Source organism: Fusibacter paucivorans (assembly GCF_018390735.1).
Lineage (GTDB): Bacteria > Bacillota > Clostridia > Peptostreptococcales > Acidaminobacteraceae > Fusibacter > Fusibacter paucivorans.
The window spans coordinates 90,325-109,232 of the sequence record NZ_JAHBCL010000009.1; the positions used below are offsets into that span (position 1 = coordinate 90,325).

An 18,908-nucleotide genomic window follows, 5' to 3' on the forward strand; every position below is an offset into this window, starting at 1 on the left:
AAGCTTCAACCAAACGCATCCCATATCTTGATTGTTAGTATCAATTTGTTCATTTAGTAGCTCTTTCCAGCGATTACTTACCCTTTCAATTATATCCTCAATATTCACAAGGCGGATTAACAAGAACCTGTTTAACAAAACTAATTTAGAATGCTCACACACCACAAAAAATCAGAATAAGTGGTCATATTTATACTTTAAATTTTTATACTCAACGCACCCATATAAATCGCATTTATTGCTTTTGAAAACCTTTATAGTGATAGATCGATTCATTGTTACAACCCCAGTCCCTTCATCACATTGCAGATAAAATCCTGCACATTGGTGACAATGCCATTGGCCGATAGGCTGCCGCGGTCCGTAAGTTTGTTGACCATGAATTCTGAAATATCGACACAGTAAAAGTAGATTTCACGTACCGTACCGTCTTCGAGTACGCGGTATGACGGCGTCATGTTCCCCGTCGCAATGGTATGCAGCATTGTCGCCATGCAGATCACCGTTGTCGCCTTTCTAACGCGGTCTCGCATGGCATCCTGCGCTGCATAAGCATCGCAATAAACACCGGGCAGCGGCCCATCATCTCGAATAGAACCTGCGAGTACAAAAGGCACTTCGTGCTTGACGCAGTGATAGATAATGCCGTTGTCAATGGCTTCTGCCTCGATAAAGCGCTCAATGCTCCCGTGATGTCTAACACGATTGATTGTACTCAAATGGTTATAGTGCCCATTGGGCTGGCTTTCTTGTGTATAGATGTCCTGGCCTAAAGCCATCTTTTCCGATAAACCGTTATGAGACCTTGACAGCAAAGCAACACATGATAAAATCTTCTAATTGATAACAATTATCACTTAACCATATAAATTATATCACTTAGGAGGTGATATCATTGGCACGAATGAGAGGGCCAAGATTTAAAAAATGCAGACGACTCAATTTAAATGTCTGCGGTCATCCAAAAGCGATGAAACGCTCCGGCAACGGGCAGGCGCGTGATGCAAAAAAGCTCTCGCCTTATGGTGAACAGTTGCTTGAAAAACAAAGACTCCGCAGTTATTACGAAGTCATGGAAAAACAGTTTCGAAGGTATGTGAAAGCAGCAAAGCGTTCGCCTGCACTCACTGGCGAAAAATTAATCCGCGATCTCGAATGCCGACTCGACAATCTCGTTTACCGCATGAACTTCGCCAGTTCTATCCGTCAGGCTAGACAAATGGTCGTCCACGGTCATATCCAAGTGAATGGCCGAAAAGTGAACATCCCATCCTATGCGGTTGCAGTCGGCGATTTTATCTCGTTAAAACCAAGCGCTAGAAATGTTAGCCTTTTTAAAGAGAACGTCACCAACCGAATGAGGTATGCATTGCCTTACATCCATTACGATCCTGCAAACTTTACTGCAACACTGCACCGCGATCCTAATCGCGATGAAATCCCGATTCAAATTAACGACCATTTGGTCGTCGAGTACTATGCAACCATGATCTCTGCATAATTCAAAAGACTCTCCTCATAACAAACACATTGCTTTTTCCCGTTTGTCCATGAGGAGAGTCTTTATTTATTGGATATTGTCCGCTTACACATCAATTTAATGCCAGCGTTCGTATTATTTTAACCATCACGTTTTATGTCAACAGTAGTTTCACAGCGGCAATTGCCGTCATCCCCATGACAATATAGCGAAAGACGCGTTCATCAATACGTTTCAGTGTGAAAATACCAATAATGGCGCCAACGGCAACAGGGATGAGCATACTGAGTGCAAATCCGGCTGCTCGCCATGTGATATTGTGCCAGACGAATATTTGAAACGGCAATTTTGTAAGGTTTAACAAGAAAAAGAATAACGCATTGGTTCCCATATAGTCGCGCTTTTGATACCCCATGGCGAGAAAATAAATACTCATCACAGGCCCAGCTGCATTGCCGATCATTGACGTAAAACCCCCGAGTATACCCGCAAGTACTGCAACATAACCAGCATTGGAAATTTGTGTCCGCTCACCTTTTACTTCAAAATAGATAAGAATGCCCAAACAGACGATAACTGAACAGGCAATGGTCATGGCAAACTGTGCATCATTCATCAGCGCACCCAGCCACACGCCGAGCAAAACCCCGCATATCGTAAAGGGAAACAGTCTTTTAATCTTTTGCCAGTCCGCGTGTTTATAGTAAGTGCGAACAGCAAATAAATCCCCTGTAATCAGCATCATCAGCATGACGCCCGTTGATGCCCTGCCGCCAAAAACGCCGGCTAGAATAGGAACTGCCAGCAATGTTACCCCGCCAATTGCCGTCTTTGAAAAACCGATCAGCATTGCCGCCAAAATAATCAAGCTCCACTGAAGTGTCGTAAAATCAAAGCTCTGTAAAAATGTCATCGTATCTCCCCCAGTATCTGTTTTTACGTGCTTAATCGCCTCGATAATCTCGAAAATGATAGACGCGTTCATCCGATACGACAATTTGGCCATGCCAATCGACATCATACTCGCCTTTAATGTCACCATAAGGAGGGTTTCGTCGATTCAGCTGCCTTAGCAGGCGCATGATCCTAGGTCGATTATAACGCTGGATCACAATAAACGGCATGTTGAGTGCAATCGCGACCATCAACATACTGATGACACAATCATTGGCGACGACACTGATAAATGCCATCAAAATAATGCTCCAATGCGCCATTTCCGCTCGGCATGATTCTGTAACGTATTTTTCAAGATAAGCTCGATTTCTCGGTTCAATTTTCTTCTTTGAAAATGACTTGCTAAAAAAATCACTTAGTTCCGGCAATTGATGTTTCCATGCTTTCACTTTAAACAAACGCTGGTAAACATTGCCGCCGTCTTCCCATTTCTTCTCTCGGAAAGGCCAGCGGCGATAATCAAAATGCTTTTCGGGAACACCCAAAAAGACCAGTGTGCTGATGACAGATTCGATGAAAAGAACGAAGAGGCTGTTGATCAATAGTTTTAGTCGCATTCTTTGCCTCCATTAGTTGTTTACAATTATAGCCATGTAAATGTAAGTTGCCTTTAAAATACAATATATATGAAAACTCGTGCTATTCTGATGTTGGCTGTGCCGCCATCGCCGCAAGTACACTGCGACGTTTTGGAATCAAATAAAGCGGCACTATAAAACATCCCGATACGATAAGTCCGCCGGCAACATCCAGTATCGAATGCTGTTTAACAAACACCGTCGAGAGACAAATGAGTATCATCATCAGCGACGAAAGCCATTTGCCGCCTTTTTTTTGCGAAAAGGCCTCTGAATGATGCAGCGCTGCATCGACTGCCACAGCATTGATCACATGAATACTCGGAAAAACATTGGTCGGCGTATCAGACCAATAAATAAAGCGAACCAGCAATGACAGTGGGTCATTGTCCGTAATCGTCGGTCTTAATGCTTGTGCATTCGGGAAAAGCATATAAAATAGGTAGGCAATTGACATGCCGCCACCGATAAAGATCAATAATTTTAGATAATCGGCTCGGCTATGTTTCCCTGTAAACAGAACGCCGTAGGCAATATACGGAAACCACAGAATATAAGGTATAATAAAGATTTTTGAAAACGGGATAAGATCATCAATAAATGAATGCACCATATATTTCGGCACTAAATTGAATTCCAAGAGTTTAAACCACACCAGTAATGGCAATAACAATAGAACCCAGTAAAAATGCTTATTTTCTGATAAATACGTCTTTAGAGATCTCATCTGCCGCTCCCAATTGTCTAATTTTTAAAAGGCACTCCATAACGAAATTCCCAAAAGATCTTCGCCAAGCAGTGCCCCATGAACAATACTATTTTATCATATTGAAAAAAAATGGCAACGCTCATCCCTAAACTTTCACGTTGCAACACCAATTAAGAAAAAGACGCATTTAAGGCATCCCCACTGTCATCCAGTTGCACCATATCTCAGAGCATTTATGTTGCCATCATCTACTTTTATGTTGCCATAAATAGTCTATAAAGTCATCGTCATCATCAGAAAGCCGCAAAAATCCGCATTGTCAACCATCAGCATTGGATGCGCCTGCGCCTTTATGTCGTTGATCAGTTCCCGGTATTGATTATAAAATGCATACGTTGGCTTCGACGTATACTGAAAACCCGTCACCTCAAAATATTTTAGGATTCCCTTAACGGTAGTCGGTTTGACGAGCACTTCAACGGCTGGAAACTGGTAGAGTCCCAATACCGTTAGAATCGGCCACTTTGCAAGTTTATAACGTTCCAGCACTTCAATTTGCATCTCAAAACCCGCCGCCTGATCACCATATAAAAACGCCTTCATGCCATTGACCATCATCTCTTTTTCGGTGGCGGACATTACTTTTGCCGCATCTCTAAATTTAGCCTTTTCAAAGACGGAAACCAATGAAGAACGTGCAATGAGTTTAACATAGTCCTCAAAAATCTGATCGCTCTTTTCAAAAGCTTTTTCATAGAAGTGTTCTTCGACGAACTGTCGCATTTTTTCAACTTTGTGCTTTTTAGCAATTGCCTTCATTTCTTCTGATTCAAAACCGTCTGGATACAGGTTAAAAAAAATCTGTTCTGCATGTTTTAATTTTTCTACATTTACTTGAACGGCCATCTCCCCACCTCCACATACACTTTCTATAACCACCTTCAAAGTATCACAGATAGCACGACATCGCAAGTTTTCTATGCCCATTTTATCTTAAAGGTCTTACATACGTTAGATCATGCACACTGAAATATACATCATCATTTGCTTATATCAGCGCAAACACAGTTTTTCAGATAAAAATCGGCAAATGTCTTTAAGTGCCGCCGTCGCTTCCGGAAACATTGGTGCCATAATCGGAAATGCATGCACCATTTTCTCATGTATCTTTATTTCAGACGACCCGCCAGCGGCTAAAACACGTTCATGAAAATTAACGGTATCATCATAATGGATTTCATAGGTACCAATACACAAGTAGATTGGCGCCAGACCATCCAGCTCGCCAAAGATCGGCGATATGAACGGCGTCATCGGTTCCGTTTCTCCCATGTAAAATCCCTGCCAGACGTGCCATGAGTTATAAGGTGCGATGTCTTTTGGCGCATTTCTCTTAAAAGAATCGGCCAGCGATCTCAAATCGGTCACAGGCGAAATTGCTGCCGCACCTGCCGGCTGTGCCATACGAGCCGCTTTAATGCGCAGCAGTGTTACCAACGTTAGTGTTGCGCCGGCTGACTCACCTGCAATGACAATGTTATCCGGATGGTATCCATTCATTTCAACAAGCCACTTGTAAGCGCTCAGACAGTCATCTGTCGCAGCGGGATAAGGGTGCTCCGGCGCAAGTCGATAGTCAAATACGAGCGCTTTTGTACCGATTTCTTTAACAAATTTATAAACATGTGCACGGTGTGTGTGACATGACCCGGAAATGAAACCGCCGCCATGAATATATAATATGATTTTTTCTTCCGGAAGCGGCTGTGCTTTTAAAGCGATGATTTCACCGTACATGCCGTCAATATCAACCGGTGTTATCAGAGCATCAATCAGCCTTTTATTCATGCTGACTGACGCTTTGTCGATCCCCTCTCGAAAATCTGCTACCGAAAAGTGTTTGTCGATGACAGGACGCTTTAACTGTCCCTTAAGTAAATGGCGATGCCTAACAACGCCTAATATCAACTTGCTTCGAATACTCTGCATAATTGTTCTCCTCTACGTCTTATCCGGTGCAATGGCTTTCATAAACATTGCCACACTGTATTTGCACGCGGTGTCTATATCAAATTTTTCAGGTGCTGTGTAATATTGCTTCGTCATTTCAACAAATACAAATAAAAATAAATCGGCAATCATCCCGTCAGGCATCTCAAAATCAATGACACCTTCTGCGCGCCCTGATGTGATGATTTGTTCGATCAAAACACTGACGCCGCTGCCGCGCTCACCGGTTTCGCGATAACTGACGAGCATTCTCATGACATATACAATATAGTGTTCAAAAATAACAGGCTCCCTTAAAACCCCCGACATAAGCGCTTTCATATAATAGTCAACGCGTTCAGATGTTGAGGTCATCGCTTCAAATGCTTCACTGCGCACCGCATGCTGTTCCGCAAACATCATCTTCACATAATCTGCAAAAATAGCTTCTTTAACGGGATAATACTTGTAGAGTGTACGCTTTGTTATTTCGCACGCTTTTGCAATGCCCTCCATTGTCGTTTGATCATAGCCGCGTGATTTAACCATCTCCGTGGCGGTTTCAACAATACGGCAACTGAGTTGTTTTCGTTTTATTTCATTTTTTGTCATTTTCATAAGCAGCTCATTTCCTAACACACGCAGTCCCTGTTCTCACACTTTATTGCCATCTTTAGCCAAAAGGAAAAAATAGTTCACAAAAGTATACGTCGTATACCATTGTACATGTTTGATCTCCATTGTCAACATGATTTTACATGCTTTTAACATTTTTAAATACTAATACACTTGCGAATATCATTCAAAAATGATATATTAACGAACGTTAATTAACTAAATTTTAATGAAAGGATTCTTCTATGCCTACTCGAAAAGAACAATTTGATCATATGATTGCAGAAACTGATCATACGAAGGATAAACTCTTTTTCTCCGCAGTCTATCTCGCTTCTGTCAAAGGCTTTGCCAATGTCGGCATCAGAGAACTATGCTATTCTGTAAACGTTAAAGAAAGTGCCTTTTACAATCATTACAAAGGTAAAGCCCAGTTATTTGACCGCATTTTAAAACACTTTGACGACACGACGCACCAAGTCATCATGACGGATACTGAAATCAATAGTCATGTAGCAGCCGGCAGTGTTGAAGCATTTTTAAAAGCCAATATGGCTAAATTTAGTGCCCTAACTTCTAATCCGCTTTACCATACCATCCTTCAAATCGTATCGGCAGAAGCGTATACCCACCCCATCGCAGGCGACATAGCGAAAAAAAACCTCTACCATATTCGGCGAGGTTATACAGAAGCCGTTTTCGAAAAAATGATTGCCGCCGGGCATATGCCCCCCTGCGATGTCCAGCTGATAACGGCCGAATATTATTATGGACTAAAGGGAATGCTCGATGAATACTTGCTGCTTGAAAACTGGTCCGATTCAAAACTCGCAATTGAAAACCGCATTTTCTCGCATATTCATTTTTTTGCAGCACTCTTACAGCCGATAGCAGCAACACACTAAGTCTCATCAAAAATTGTTCGAAAGGAGATTGACGATGTGTCCCTCTATGTCAAATACGAAGGCAAAACTCTATTATTTTTCAGGAACCGGCAACTCTCTGGCTGTTGCAAAACAATTGGCCAAAGGCCTCCATGCAACATATTATTCCATGTCTGACACACAATCCGACGCATCGGCTTCATCGGAAACTGCTGAAATCATTGGATTCATTTTTCCAGTTTACAATCATTTAACGCCCTATATCGTCAAACGGTTTGTTCAGCAGTTAAAAATTTCAGAAAGCACTTACTGCTTTGCCGTCTGTACGTACGGTGATAGTCCCTGTGTTTCACTTCCCTATCTTCAAACACTGCTTGTAGAAAAAGCAGTTCCTCTGGCTGGCGGCTTTGGCATCCAGATGCCTTATAACTACATCAATCCATCCGGCGGTTTTCTTAGTATCTTTAAGCCCTTTACCTTGAGAATGCAATCAAACACTGTCAAATCCCAGCTGTTTTCTAACGGTGACAGAAAATGTGATGCCATCATCGACTACGTCAAAAACCGTAAATTCGGTACCATCGAAAGCGCCTATGACCGCACGGAACGCGTCGTTGATTTGTTAAATCTTCGCGAAACACTGCAAAAGTCTTTTTGGCTTCGCAAGGCAGGCTACTTAAAAAAAACACCGCTCTCCCATATGGCAAGCATCACGCTCATGGATCATGGCTTTCACAGCACAAAATCCTGTACAAGCTGTGGTACTTGTACACAAATATGCCCCGTTCATAATATCTCGCTCAGTGAGGGCATCCCTAAATGGCACCATCAGTGCGAACAATGTTTTGCCTGTCTCCAGTGGTGTCCCGTTCAGGCTATTCAGTTTGGAAGCGGTACCAAAGGTCAAGAACGTTACCATCACCCTAAAATCACATTAGCAGAAATGCTGCATTTGTCTTGAACATGATTGGAGGTTTACAATGCAAAATACGATTAAGTGGTTAAATTATATCATTATACCTGGTTTTTTAAGTACGATCGGCACTGGAATCTGGCTGGCATTTAGCGGCAAACCCTATGCTATCGCTCTTTTTACCATACATAAAATATTAGGGATTGCGACTGCGGCTCTGCTGCTGTTCGCTCTGCAAAAGCTTCACTCGGCACCGGTCACGCCCATTTTAATGCTCATTTTTATAATCGCCGCCATTGTGCTGGTCGGCACCGGTGCGGCGATGAGTATTCTTAAAATGCCGCCTCTCATCTTGCGAAGCATTCACATCTCGGCAACAATTGTAATGTTATTATCTGTTGCTCATATGTAAAATGCTCTAAGCGATTTCATTCATCATGAAAAAATCACGATTATGAAGTCACTTAGAGCATACAATATCTGCGATATAAGTTATAACCTATTGACACAGTTCTCGGTTACGCTTCGTCTTCTTCGTCATCCTCCGAATCAAACAATTCCTGAAACGCTTTTGATACCAGTTCATACTCTTCATCACTTACAATTTCTGTGAGTTCAATGGTTTCGTCTTCATATTCAATGAAACCATAGAGCAGTGCCAGCTCCTCTTCTGGGTGCAGCAGTGCAATGTACTCTTTATCATTGACCTCAAAAATATCAATGATTGGACATTCCAGTTCTTCACCGTTTTCAAGCTCCAGCGTCACCGTGTGCGCATGGTCGTGATCGTGATCATGGCCGCAGCCGCAAGTATTTTCATTATCTTTAAATTCAGTCATCTCATTACCTCGATTCTCATAATAATTGATTATACTACGCCAAACGAGGTTATGTCGATAGTTTAAACGTTAAATTTCTGTATTGTTGCCGTATGTCGCATGCAGCAGCAGTCTATATCATCTACGCAACAAGGGATGCTTTAAAATGACAGCATCATTCAAAAGCATCCCTTGTCTTGCGTTTCGGGGAAGATTACTTACTGGGATTCTTATTCTTCAAGTGTTTTCAAATAGTCTTCTTGAAATGCCTCCAAATAGGCGGTCGTCTCTTCAAAACTCATATAGTCACCAATGAGTGCATTTTTTTCTAAATATCCACTGATCCAGCCATCGCTCTCTGAAACCTTTTTCAGCGCTTCACTCCAATAGGCTGCCGCTTCATCTGACATTTCACCCGGTGCCACGACACTTCGCCATACGGGTACCTGTACATCGGCATAATCGCCTAATTCACTCAGTGTCGGCGCTTCACCTAAATTACCATCAAACCGTTCATCTGAAAGTGCCAGTATCGGAATAAGCGATTCTGATTCCACATATTGCTTTGATGCCGCCGGTTTTGCAATAACCATATCAATGTGGTTGCCGAGAATGGCCGTAATCGCTTCAGAAGTCGAATCATAAGCAATGTATTTAAGTAAATCGCCATCGACATTCAATTCTTTCAGAAGCGCTTCAAATGTTGCAACATCACTCCCTTTACTACCGCCGACAATGACTTCTTTGCCTGATTGTACAGTATCAATGATCTGATTGAAATTTTCATATTTTCCATCCGGTGTTACAAAGACCAGTTGTTTGTCTACAGCCATTAGCGCAAGTGTTTTGAAGTTTTCTAAACGGTTATCCGTATTGCTCAGCATATCCATACAATCACCGCTGTTCATACTCAAAAGTGTATGATCTGCTTTGTCGCCTTTGGTGTTTGCAACTTGATAACGGCCAACTTCACCATTGCCATCTGTCTTATTATTGACAAGGAATGTTTCGCTGCAAAGACCCTCTTTTGTCATGATATCTGTAATGGTTCTGCTAAAAATATCACTGCCGCCACCAGCGCTTGACGTTACAATAAATTCAACATTTTGACTAGGCGCCCACGCCGCTGCGTCATCGCTGTCAGAAGATGTCTCACTTGTCAACGATGCTTCCGACGGCGATGCTTTGTCGGCCTTCTCGCCATCATCATTGCCACATCCTACCAACACCATCAACACACACAAAACCATACTGATCACTAACATTTTCTTTTTCATAATACCCCTCCATTTTTTATGACATGTGAATCTTTTTGTGATTCGCTTGTCTAACCCATTTAATAATCGACCTGACAATTGGTGTCGCTACAATAGCTGCAAGACAGATCAGCAATACCAGCGAAATTGGCTTTTCGAAGAAGATCGAAACACTGCCGCCTGATATAATAAACGTCTTACGCATACTGCTTTCCAGCAAGGGCGATAACACAAATGCCAACAGCATCGGCGCCGTCGGATATTCATTTTTATAAAGTAAATAACCTAATATCCCTGCAAAGAACATAACCAAAACACCATACATTGAATTACTCGTGCTGTAAGAACCGACAATGCAAATCACTGTGATACACGGAATCATGTACTTTACTTTTACCGTTAAAATCTTTATCAGGAACGGGATTACCATGAGTGCGATTGCCAGTGTGATAATATTGGCAACAAATAGCGAGGCAATTAATCCCCACGCAAACTCTGACTCATTTTGAAACAACAGCGGTCCCGGTGTCAAACCCCACATAAGCAGGCCGCCGAGCAAAACGGCGCCGGTTCCCGACCCTGGAATACCAAGTGCCAAAAGCGGTGCAAAAGCGCCTGCCGCTGCGGCATTATTTGCTGCCTCACATGCAGCAACGCCTTCAAGTGCACCTGTTCCGAGTGGTTCCTTATTTTTAAACGCCTTTTGAACACCATAACCCATAAAGGCACCCGTCGTCGCACCCGCACCGGGTAATACGCCAACAAAAGTACCGAGAAAACCGGAACGAAGCGCCGGCGGCAGCAGCCTTTTGACATCAGATCGCGTGAGCATACTACCCTTGATGGTTAACCGTTTATTCATAAACTCGGACTCAACGACTTTATATCGATCCTTCATCAATTTCATAACTTGTGAAAAACCAACCGTTCCAATGACAAATGGGGTAAATGGAATACCGCCCAAGAGCCACATATTGCCGAATTCATAACGCGGACTTCCCGATAAAGTATCCATGCCAACACAGGCAATCAAAATACCCAGCATCGTAATCATAATCCCTTTCGTCGGATTCTCTCCTACGAGCCAGCTAATAGACGTCATGGCGATTAATAAAATTGCCGTCATCTCCGCAGGACCAAATTTCAAACCGACATTCGCTAACTGAGGTCCAATAAATGTTAGAATCAACATTCCTATTGTACCGCCTATAAATGAAGACAAGTTGGCTGTAAACAGGGCCTGACCCGGCCGTCCCTTCTGCGTCGCCATAGGATAGCCGTCCAACGCCGTCATAACAGCAGGATTATCCCCAGGAATATTCAGTAAAATTGCACTGAAACTGCCACCATACATATTGGCATAATAAAGTGATCCCAGCATGATAATTGCCGTGGTCGGATTAAACTTATACGTTAATGGCAACAACAGGGCTACGCCAGCTAAAGAACCAATACCGGGCATCGCGCCGACAACTAATCCCAATATGGCGCCAATGGCGACAACCAATACATTTTGAAGCGTCAATACGGTATGAAAACCGTCCAGCAACAGCATTAAATTATCCATTAGTGCAGCCACCCCCCTATTACTTCACCGATAATCCCTTTTGGAAATGGAACTTCCAGCCAAAGGACAAAGACCCCGATGACAATGGTTCCAATGACCAACAGCACTTTAAACGTTGTTAGCCACGTCTCTTTCTCAATTATTTTTAACCATAAGACGACATAGAGCAAGGCACTGGGAATAAGACCTATTAAAAATGAAGCGGCAATCAAAAGGGCTGCACCTAAAATGACGAGAAAATCTTCCGCTCGATATGTTGCCTTCGTTTCACTTTTTGACTGATACAATGCAAGAAGGCTTGCAATGATCATTATAATGCCCATAATTACCGGAAAAAAACCGGGCATTGGGCCATTTGAATCATCCCAAAATCCCAGATCGGTAATTCCCACGATCAAAAAAATAATCGCGAGTGTAATTGCCGCTAATGGGACGATTTGCTTTGAATTCAACTTAGACATGTTGTATCATTCTCCTATCCCTATCTTACTTTAATTGATCGATCCGTTATTGCCATCTTTGCCGCAATCTTGTAAGCATCCTCAAAAGTAGATGTTTTACAGATGCCTTTACCGGCAATATCATAAGCCGTGCCATGTGCCGGTGTTGTGATCGCATGCGGCAAGCCGGCGGATACGGTAACACAATGTGCAAATCCCTTCAATTTAATCGCAATCTGACCTTGATCATGGTACATGGTAACGACGCCGTCAAACTTTTCATTAAACGCGCGAATAAACAGCGTATCAGAGGGAAATGGCCCGATGAGCGGCATGCCCTTTTCTTTCGCAAGTGCCATTGCCGGCTGTATAATATCAATTTCTTCTCTGCCGCATGTACCATTATCGCCGCCATGTGGATTAAGTGCTGCCACTGCAACCACCGGCTGATCAATTCCAACGCGCTTCAAAGTATTGTAACCGAGTGTAACAGCATCCATAATACGTTCTTCATTGATATTTTTGCTGACCTCACAAAGCGGTATATGACTGGTAACGCGAATATTCCACAGCCCTTCCATCACATTCATTTCGCCATAATGTTCTTTGATGCCGTAATAATGGGCAAACAGTTCATGTTCACTTGGAAAATCATAACCGCCTTTTTTCATTGCCGCTTTGTTAAGCGGTGCAAAACAAAATCCTTCAATAAGGCCTTCGTTGCAGTAGCCAATGCAGTCTACCAGTCGATCCCCTTGCTCCTTGCCATTCACACCTGAGATAACACCAATCTTAAGATCTGCTGTATCCAGCGATTGAGTATCCACAAGTGTCAGCCCGTCATGCGCAACGGCTTCTCTCATATCTGTCGCTACATGGTAATCAAAATCGACTTTTGCAATACGCTTGCCCAGTTCTAAAACGCGCTGATCTCCCAAGATAATAGGCTTTGCATAGCGTTCCAAAAAACCATTTGCTGCAAGCTTTGCAACGATTTCCGGACCAATCCCAGCTGCATCCCCCATAGGTACCGCAATAATGGGTTTTTCATTTACCATACCGTTTTAACTCCTTTCATTTCCCTCTTTTTTTTGAAACCGCTTTTTCATGAGCGGCTTGATCCCACCTGCTTCTAAAATACTGAGTGCATGCTCACCGATGTGCTCACAATCAAATGTCTCACCAGTTGCCGCAATTTTTATGACAGACTGTGTTAAATCAACCGACAGGCTGTCTCCCGCCTTTAACTTTTCACTTAATCCCTTGCAAATGATCAAAGGCAATCCTAAATTTAGAGCATTTCGGTAAAAAATACGCGCAAACGAATCGGCAATAATGAGGCTTACGCCCAGATGCTTGAGCGCAATTGGCGCATGTTCCCTACTGGAACCACATCCAAAGTTTCGTCCGGCTACAATAATATCACCAGGGATAAAGTGTTTTGCAATTTCAGGTGAAACACCCTCTAAACAATGTGTCTTTATCTCTTCCGGGTTGACGAGTTCCAAGTATCGTCCCGGATAAATTTGGTCTGTATCAATGTTGTCTTTCAAAATAATGACAGCACCTTCTATTTGTGTTTTCATACCGTCTCCCTTCACACTTGCCTCGGATCGCTGATATAACCATTCTTCACGGATGCCGCGACAGTTGCAGGCGATGCTAAATAAATTTCAGCTGCTACGCTCCCCATTCTGCCGGGAAAGTTTCGATTGGAGGCTGTAATACAGACCTCACCCGGTGCCAATATGCCTTCATGTGCGCCCAGACACGGACCGCATCCGGGTGTTGAAATGGTCGCCCCTGCATCAATCAAATCTTGAATATAGCCGAGTTTCATACACGTTTGCAGCACTTCTTTTGAGGCTGGGATTACAACAAGCCTGACATAGCGATCGAGCTTATGCCCTTTTAATATTTTTGCAGCAATTGCAATATCCTCTACCCTTCCGCCTGTACAAGTCCCAATAAAACCTTGATTGACTTTAATTTGCGGCACTGCTTCAATGGCAACCACGTTGTCCACGCTGTGCGGCATGGCGATTTGAGGTGATAAATGTGTGATGTCAAAATGGTGCGTCTCACTGAAAGCAAAATCTTCATCTGAATAATGTACTTCAAAAGGAAACTGAGCGCGTTCGCCCACATACTTTAATACTGCATCATTTGGCTGCATATATGCTGTTTTTGCCCCCATTTCAACCGCCATATTGCAGATGACCATTCTGCCGGGAACATCCAATTGTTTGATATATGATCCTGAAAACTCAATCGCCTTGTACACGGCACCGTCTGCCTTTAATTTGCCTAGTATAGACAATACAACATCTTTCGGCAAAACATTTTTTGGTGGTGTTCCCTCAATTCTAATTTCAATAATTTCCGGAACCCTGAACCAGAGTTCACCCGTCATCATCACTGTCGCCATATCTGTCGCGCCAATGCCGGTGCCAAAGGCGCCAAATGCACCGTGTGTCGTCGTGTGGGAATCAGTTGCCACGACAATTGTCCCCGGACAGATGACACCATGTTCCGGCATCACTTGATGACACACCCCTTCATTAATGTCAAAATGATGTGTCAAATGATTCACTTTGGCAAAGTCTCTCATCTCCTGATGGATCGCAGCAGATTTAATCGTCGGTGCCGGTGCATAATGATCGAAGACGAATGTCAAACGATTTCGATCCCAAACCATTTCGCCACCCATTTCATCAAATGACTTGATGGTTTGCAAATATAAATCATTAATCTCTGCAAAATCCACTTTAGCACTAATGATTTCTCCTGCCTTTACAAACGTTCGCCCGCTTGCCTTCGCTAAAATTTTTTCAATTGCGTGCAATAAAATCACCTCTCGCTAAAATAATAATATCGAGACTGCTTTGAGCCTCGATATCTATTAGTGCAAAATCAATGCCAAGTCACCACACATGCATTGATCCGCTTATTTAGCCATTTTCGGGTAATTCTGATTGATTATATAACTGTTCGCGAACGTTTCGAAAGCGTTCACGAACAGTCCTGTAAGATTGATTTACTGTTTAAGTGTTTACTGTTTCGATCGCTCCTCTAAACAGTCCGGGTGCTCTTTCAGCCATTTCCACAATGTCGTTCGACCAATTCCCAGCGCTTTTGCCACTCTGGTTTTATTGTTGCCATATTGTTCAAAGGCTTCTTTAACGCTCGATTCCGTGAGTACTGTTTTCTCGAAACGAACGGTTTCAGTCTCTATGTCCAGCGTTTTATAGATCATCTCCGGAAAAATAACAGTTTCGTCAAAAGCAATCAAAAGCCTTTCAACGAAGTTTTTTAATTCTCTGATATTGCCGGGCCACGCATGGTGTCTCAAGACATCAAAGCATTGCTTGTCAAGTATAGGCATTTCACGCTGTAAACTTATGGTATAGTATTTTAAAAATTCTTTGATCAGTAATTCTACATCTCCAATGCGTTTTCTCACTGGCGGTATGGAAACTTTCAAAACACTGAGCCGATAATAAAGATCATTTCGGAATACGCCGTTTTCGATGAGTACATGCAAATCACGATTGGTCGCTGCAATAATACGCACATCAACCGGAATGATTTTATTGTCCCCGATGCGCATGATTTCCCTTTCCTGCAACACGCGAAGCAGTTTTGCCTGCGTCGTCAGCGACACCTCGGAGATTTCATCGAGAAAAATCGTACCGCCGTGGGCCATCTCAAATAAACCTTCTTTCCCCTCAGACGACGCTCCTGTAAAAGCACCCTTTACATAACCAAAGAGTTCGCTTTCAAGCAAACTATCCGTTAATGCTGCACAATTGACAGCGACAAAAGGCCCTTGCTTTCGATTGCTGTCGTTATGGATACTCTGAGCGAACATCTCTTTTCCCGTTCCCGTTTCACCGATAATGAGCACTGTGGAATCCGCTTTTGCAAAACGTTTGGAAATTTTTACAGCTTCGCAGATGGCATCGCTGGAACCTTTGATATCGTTAAAGCTATACTTTGCTTTATAGCCCTTTTTTACATAGAGTTTTCGAAGGTCTCGCTCCTTTTCATTGATTTCTGAAGAGCGCTCAATGGTAAATAGCGCACCAATGTCAATCGCTTGAATATGCTGTGTCTTTTTGTTGATGACGAGATGCTCACCGTTGCATTCTGCCAGAAAGTTGCCATCTGCACAATCACTGGGCATCGAGAGCAATTGGTAGACATCGGTGCCGATGACTTGTTCACGTTCTTTTTTCAATAGCGCCATTGCTTTAATATTCGCAATCTTAACCTCATTGGATTCGTTAACCGCAATAATGCCGATATACGTATTCTGAACGACCTCACGAATCAGATTGAGATTTCGAAGCGATTCGTCCTTAGCCTTTAAAATCTGTTGTCCCTGCCTGACGGCTGCAACAATCGAATCGACTTCAGACCGAATCATAAACGTTTTAACCGGAAAATTACACGCGACGTTGTCGACAATTCTGCCGCCGACGAGTGTTCGATAACCATCATTAATAGCGGCGCCAATCGCCATCGTCGCGTCCTCTTCCTTTTCGAGATAATAAGTCTTAATGTCGCAGTCAAAAATATCTGAAAGATTACGGCCTTCATACAGCATCGTCTTAAATACAATTAACGCTATATGCGGATCATGTTTTTGGGCACGAATAATCGCCTCTGCAATGTCATAGCTATTGACTTCAATATCAATGATCGGAATGGTTTCAAATGCTTTGTTCAAATAGTCAGATGTCCCGCCTCGACTAATCAGCACCTCGGCTCCATTGTTAATCATCGCTTTTGCCACTGGGATCGCCCCGCTTAAAAAACCATGCTGCACATCAATATCCGAAACTTTTTTCAGTATCTCCTTTGCCTCTTTATACAATGCTGGATAAGGTAAAATCATTCCGATTCGCGCCATTTGACTGCTCCTTCATTCTAAACTCAGCTTTTGATTACGCCATTCGTATATGCTGCAAACAAGCACACACTGCAAAAATAATGCAAGGCACTCAAAAAACGGACGCTTTAGGCGTGCTTCGTCATTTAGTGCCTCGGATTAATAGCTTTTATTATTTTATTATCAAATTGAAACAAATTCAATCTTTTTATGCGACTAGGTATTCTTTTATCACACTCATATCGTCGACAGCCATCGATCCAAAACCGCCTATTTACCGCCCATCTATTGATACCAACCAACTGGTGTGTCAGATAAGCTGATGTAAATCGTCTTGATTTGACTGTAGGCTTCCAGTGCCGATTTATCGTTGTCGCGTCCATAGCCGGACTTTTTAAATCCGCCAAATGGTGTACCGGATGGTGCTAAGTGGTATTCGTTAATCCAGAAGAGCCCGGTCTCAATAGCTGCTGCAATTTTAAGTCCCTTATAGATATCGCGTGTCCAACATGCACCTGCCAAGCCGTACTCGGAATCGTTTGCCATCTTAATCACGTCTTCATCACTGTCAAATGGAATGACCACCAGTACAGGACCGAAGATTTCCTCTTGAGCAATGCGCATCTCATTGGTGACATGTGTGAAGAGCGTCGGTTCAAAGTAGTAACCTTTGTCAAATGGCGCCTCCAACATGCGTTTGCCGCCATAGGCCAGCTTCGCACCTTCTGCTATGCCCGTTTCAACGTAATTTGAGACAACTTCAAGCTGCGCCTCACTTATCAACGTGCCCATTCGCGTTGCTTCATCAAGCGGATCGCCCACTTTGACTTTTTTAAAATGCGCAACGAGTGCCGCCACCGTTTCATCATAAATCGACTGGTGGACAAAGAGCCTTGATCCAGCATTGCAAACCTGTCCCTGACCGTAGAGAATCCCCATCGTCGCGCCTTCAATGGCCTTTGCCATCGGCGCATCCGGAAAAATAATATTCGCTGATTTCCCCCCGAGTTCCATGGACAGCGGTATTACAGAATCCGCTGCGCTTTTAGATATGCGCTTGCCAACTGCGGTTGAGCCTGTGAAAGCGATTTTCTGAACATCTGGATGCTGTACGAGATGCTCACCGACGACGCTACCGCGGCCTGTAACGATATTCAGAACCCCCGGCGGTAAAATGCCCTTTGTTAAATCTGCCAGTTCTAAAAGTGAAAGCGGCGTCAATTCCGCCGGTTTAATAACGACGCAGTTTCCCGCAGCAAGAGCCGGTGCCAATTTCCATCCAGCTAAGAGGAACGGAAAATTCCAAGGGATAATCTGTCCAACGACACCGTATGGCTCTCTTGAAATAAGCGTCATGTGTTCGCCGTCCTGTTTGGTATACGTCCCAGATTCACTTCGAATAACACCTGCAAAGTATTTAAACTGATCTGCAATGGCACGTATATCCTCAAGTGTCTCGACAATGGGCTTGCCGCTGTCGATGGTTTCGATATGGGCTAAGCGCGCTTCGTTTTCCAGGATACATTCACCGATGCGGAAGAGTATATCGCTTCTGCCTGCTGCCCCCAGTTGTTTCCACGACTGTTTTGCACGTTTGGCTGCCGCTACGGCAGCATCGACATCGGCTTCCGTGCCAGAGGCCACTGTGGCGATCACTTCGCCATTTGCCGGATTTTTTACCTGAATATACTGCTGCGCCGCCGGCTTTATAAATTGTCCGTCTATGAATAAATCAAATGTGCTAATTTCATCTTTCAAAGTATTGTACACCCCTTTCTAAATGATTGCTTTTGCCGTATGCTCGTGTT

Annotated in this window: 19 protein-coding genes and 1 pseudogene; 4 read left to right on the forward strand and 16 right to left on the reverse strand. The window is 43.3% G+C overall.

Annotated features, from left to right (window positions below):
* Positions 1-278: 278 nt before the first annotated feature.
* Positions 279-776 (reverse strand): annotated as a pseudogene (locus KHM83_RS06625) (ornithine cyclodeaminase family domain); the annotation flags it as partial.
* A gap of 119 nt (positions 777-895) precedes the next feature.
* On the opposite strand from KHM83_RS06625, the gene rpsD reads away from it, so the two are divergent.
* Positions 896-1,501, forward strand: a complete 606-nt coding sequence (gene rpsD, locus KHM83_RS06630; protein WP_213236178.1) for a 30S ribosomal protein S4 — start codon at positions 896-898, stop codon at positions 1,499-1,501.
* 133 nt (positions 1,502-1,634) lie between these two features.
* On the opposite strand, the gene KHM83_RS06635 is transcribed toward rpsD, so the two are convergent.
* From KHM83_RS06635 to KHM83_RS06660, 6 genes are all read right to left on the reverse strand, one after another.
* Positions 1,635-2,393, reverse strand: a complete 759-nt coding sequence (locus tag KHM83_RS06635) for a sulfite exporter TauE/SafE family protein (protein ID WP_213236179.1) — start codon at positions 2,391-2,393, stop codon at positions 1,635-1,637.
* A 31-nt stretch (positions 2,394-2,424) separates the two neighbouring features.
* Positions 2,425-2,994: a glycosyl-4,4'-diaponeurosporenoate acyltransferase CrtO family protein gene (locus KHM83_RS06640; RefSeq protein WP_213236180.1), complete on the reverse strand. Its 570-nt coding sequence runs from the start codon at positions 2,992-2,994 to the stop codon at positions 2,425-2,427.
* A gap of 82 nt (positions 2,995-3,076) precedes the next feature.
* The gene (locus KHM83_RS06645) at positions 3,077-3,742 is read right to left on the reverse strand and encodes a phosphatase PAP2 family protein (protein ID WP_213236181.1); all 666 of its coding nucleotides are present in this window, start codon (positions 3,740-3,742) and stop codon (positions 3,077-3,079) included.
* Between the two features lie 255 nt (positions 3,743-3,997).
* Positions 3,998-4,630: a hypothetical protein gene (locus tag KHM83_RS06650; protein WP_213236182.1), complete on the reverse strand. Its 633-nt coding sequence runs from the start codon at positions 4,628-4,630 to the stop codon at positions 3,998-4,000.
* A 147-nt stretch (positions 4,631-4,777) separates the two neighbouring features.
* Positions 4,778-5,713 carry an alpha/beta hydrolase gene (locus tag KHM83_RS06655; RefSeq protein WP_213236183.1) on the reverse strand — a complete coding sequence of 312 codons (936 nt, stop codon included), beginning with the start codon at positions 5,711-5,713 and terminating at the stop codon, positions 4,778-4,780.
* Positions 5,714-5,725: 12 nt separating this feature from the next.
* Positions 5,726-6,331, reverse strand: coding sequence for a TetR/AcrR family transcriptional regulator (locus KHM83_RS06660; RefSeq protein ID WP_213236184.1), 606 nt, complete (start codon positions 6,329-6,331; stop codon positions 5,726-5,728).
* Positions 6,332-6,573: 242 nt separating this feature from the next.
* Here KHM83_RS06660 and KHM83_RS06665 point away from each other — a divergent pair, with 242 nt between their 5' ends.
* The 3 genes from KHM83_RS06665 to KHM83_RS06675 are packed head-to-tail and all read left to right on the forward strand — an operon-like array spanning position 6,574 to position 8,537.
* Positions 6,574-7,233, forward strand: a complete 660-nt coding sequence (locus tag KHM83_RS06665) for a TetR/AcrR family transcriptional regulator (RefSeq protein WP_213236185.1) — start codon at positions 6,574-6,576, stop codon at positions 7,231-7,233.
* 34 nt (positions 7,234-7,267) lie between these two features.
* Positions 7,268-8,173, forward strand: a complete 906-nt coding sequence (locus KHM83_RS06670) for an EFR1 family ferrodoxin (RefSeq protein ID WP_213236187.1) — start codon at positions 7,268-7,270, stop codon at positions 8,171-8,173.
* Positions 8,174-8,192: 19 nt separating this feature from the next.
* On the forward strand, positions 8,193-8,537 hold the full coding sequence (locus KHM83_RS06675; RefSeq protein ID WP_213236189.1) for a hypothetical protein: 345 nt from the start codon (positions 8,193-8,195) through the stop codon (positions 8,535-8,537).
* Positions 8,538-8,643: 106 nt separating this feature from the next.
* On the opposite strand, the gene KHM83_RS06680 is transcribed toward KHM83_RS06675, so the two are convergent.
* From KHM83_RS06680 to KHM83_RS06720, 9 genes are all read right to left on the reverse strand, one after another.
* The gene (locus KHM83_RS06680; protein WP_213236191.1) at positions 8,644-8,964 is read right to left on the reverse strand and encodes a DUF1292 domain-containing protein; all 321 of its coding nucleotides are present in this window, start codon (positions 8,962-8,964) and stop codon (positions 8,644-8,646) included.
* A gap of 209 nt (positions 8,965-9,173) precedes the next feature.
* Complete coding sequence (locus KHM83_RS06685) at positions 9,174-10,220, reverse strand: Bug family tripartite tricarboxylate transporter substrate binding protein (RefSeq protein WP_246542916.1); 1,047 nt, start codon at positions 10,218-10,220, stop codon at positions 9,174-9,176.
* Between the two features lie 16 nt (positions 10,221-10,236).
* The gene (locus KHM83_RS06690; protein WP_213236192.1) at positions 10,237-11,766 is read right to left on the reverse strand and encodes a tripartite tricarboxylate transporter permease; all 1,530 of its coding nucleotides are present in this window, start codon (positions 11,764-11,766) and stop codon (positions 10,237-10,239) included.
* Positions 11,766-12,227, reverse strand: a complete 462-nt coding sequence (locus KHM83_RS06695; RefSeq protein WP_213236193.1) for a tripartite tricarboxylate transporter TctB family protein — start codon at positions 12,225-12,227, stop codon at positions 11,766-11,768. Before KHM83_RS06695 ends, KHM83_RS06690 begins: the two co-directional genes overlap by 1 nt.
* Positions 12,228-12,247: 20 nt before the next feature.
* Positions 12,248-13,264: a PdxA family dehydrogenase gene (locus KHM83_RS06700; RefSeq protein WP_213236195.1), complete on the reverse strand. Its 1,017-nt coding sequence runs from the start codon at positions 13,262-13,264 to the stop codon at positions 12,248-12,250.
* 6 nt (positions 13,265-13,270) lie between these two features.
* Positions 13,271-13,792 carry a LeuD/DmdB family oxidoreductase small subunit gene (locus tag KHM83_RS06705; protein WP_213236205.1) on the reverse strand — a complete coding sequence of 174 codons (522 nt, stop codon included), beginning with the start codon at positions 13,790-13,792 and terminating at the stop codon, positions 13,271-13,273.
* 11 nt (positions 13,793-13,803) lie between these two features.
* Positions 13,804-15,051, reverse strand: a complete 1,248-nt coding sequence (locus tag KHM83_RS06710) for a 3-isopropylmalate dehydratase large subunit (RefSeq protein ID WP_213236206.1) — start codon at positions 15,049-15,051, stop codon at positions 13,804-13,806.
* Between the two features lie 207 nt (positions 15,052-15,258).
* Complete coding sequence (locus tag KHM83_RS06715) at positions 15,259-17,121, reverse strand: sigma-54-dependent Fis family transcriptional regulator (RefSeq protein WP_213236207.1); 1,863 nt, start codon at positions 17,119-17,121, stop codon at positions 15,259-15,261.
* A gap of 264 nt (positions 17,122-17,385) precedes the next feature.
* Positions 17,386-18,858, reverse strand: a complete 1,473-nt coding sequence (locus KHM83_RS06720) for an aldehyde dehydrogenase family protein (RefSeq protein WP_213236208.1) — start codon at positions 18,856-18,858, stop codon at positions 17,386-17,388.
* Positions 18,859-18,908 lie beyond the last annotated feature (50 nt).

Coding starts and splice junctions, on each gene's coding strand:
- KHM83_RS06635 (WP_213236179.1), bottom strand. CDS start 2,393: ATGACATTTTTACAGAGCTTTGATTTTACGACACTTCAGTGGAGCTTG.
- KHM83_RS06640 (WP_213236180.1), bottom strand. CDS start 2,994: ATGCGACTAAAACTATTGATCAACAGCCTCTTCGTTCTTTTCATCGAA.
- KHM83_RS06645 (WP_213236181.1), bottom strand. CDS start 3,742: ATGAGATCTCTAAAGACGTATTTATCAGAAAATAAGCATTTTTACTGG.
- KHM83_RS06650 (WP_213236182.1), bottom strand. CDS start 4,630: ATGGCCGTTCAAGTAAATGTAGAAAAATTAAAACATGCAGAACAGATT.
- KHM83_RS06655 (WP_213236183.1), bottom strand. CDS start 5,713: ATGCAGAGTATTCGAAGCAAGTTGATATTAGGCGTTGTTAGGCATCGC.
- KHM83_RS06660 (WP_213236184.1), bottom strand. CDS start 6,331: ATGAAAATGACAAAAAATGAAATAAAACGAAAACAACTCAGTTGCCGT.
- KHM83_RS06665 (WP_213236185.1), top strand. CDS start 6,574: ATGCCTACTCGAAAAGAACAATTTGATCATATGATTGCAGAAACTGAT.
- KHM83_RS06670 (WP_213236187.1), top strand. CDS start 7,268: ATGTGTCCCTCTATGTCAAATACGAAGGCAAAACTCTATTATTTTTCA.
- KHM83_RS06675 (WP_213236189.1), top strand. CDS start 8,193: ATGCAAAATACGATTAAGTGGTTAAATTATATCATTATACCTGGTTTT.
- KHM83_RS06680 (WP_213236191.1), bottom strand. CDS start 8,964: ATGACTGAATTTAAAGATAATGAAAATACTTGCGGCTGCGGCCATGAT.
- KHM83_RS06685 (WP_246542916.1), bottom strand. CDS start 10,220: ATGAAAAAGAAAATGTTAGTGATCAGTATGGTTTTGTGTGTGTTGATG.
- KHM83_RS06690 (WP_213236192.1), bottom strand. CDS start 11,766: ATGGATAATTTAATGCTGTTGCTGGACGGTTTTCATACCGTATTGACG.
- KHM83_RS06695 (WP_213236193.1), bottom strand. CDS start 12,227: ATGTCTAAGTTGAATTCAAAGCAAATCGTCCCATTAGCGGCAATTACA.
- KHM83_RS06700 (WP_213236195.1), bottom strand. CDS start 13,264: ATGGTAAATGAAAAACCCATTATTGCGGTACCTATGGGGGATGCAGCT.
- KHM83_RS06705 (WP_213236205.1), bottom strand. CDS start 13,792: ATGAAAACACAAATAGAAGGTGCTGTCATTATTTTGAAAGACAACATT.
- KHM83_RS06715 (WP_213236207.1), bottom strand. CDS start 17,121: ATGGCGCGAATCGGAATGATTTTACCTTATCCAGCATTGTATAAAGAG.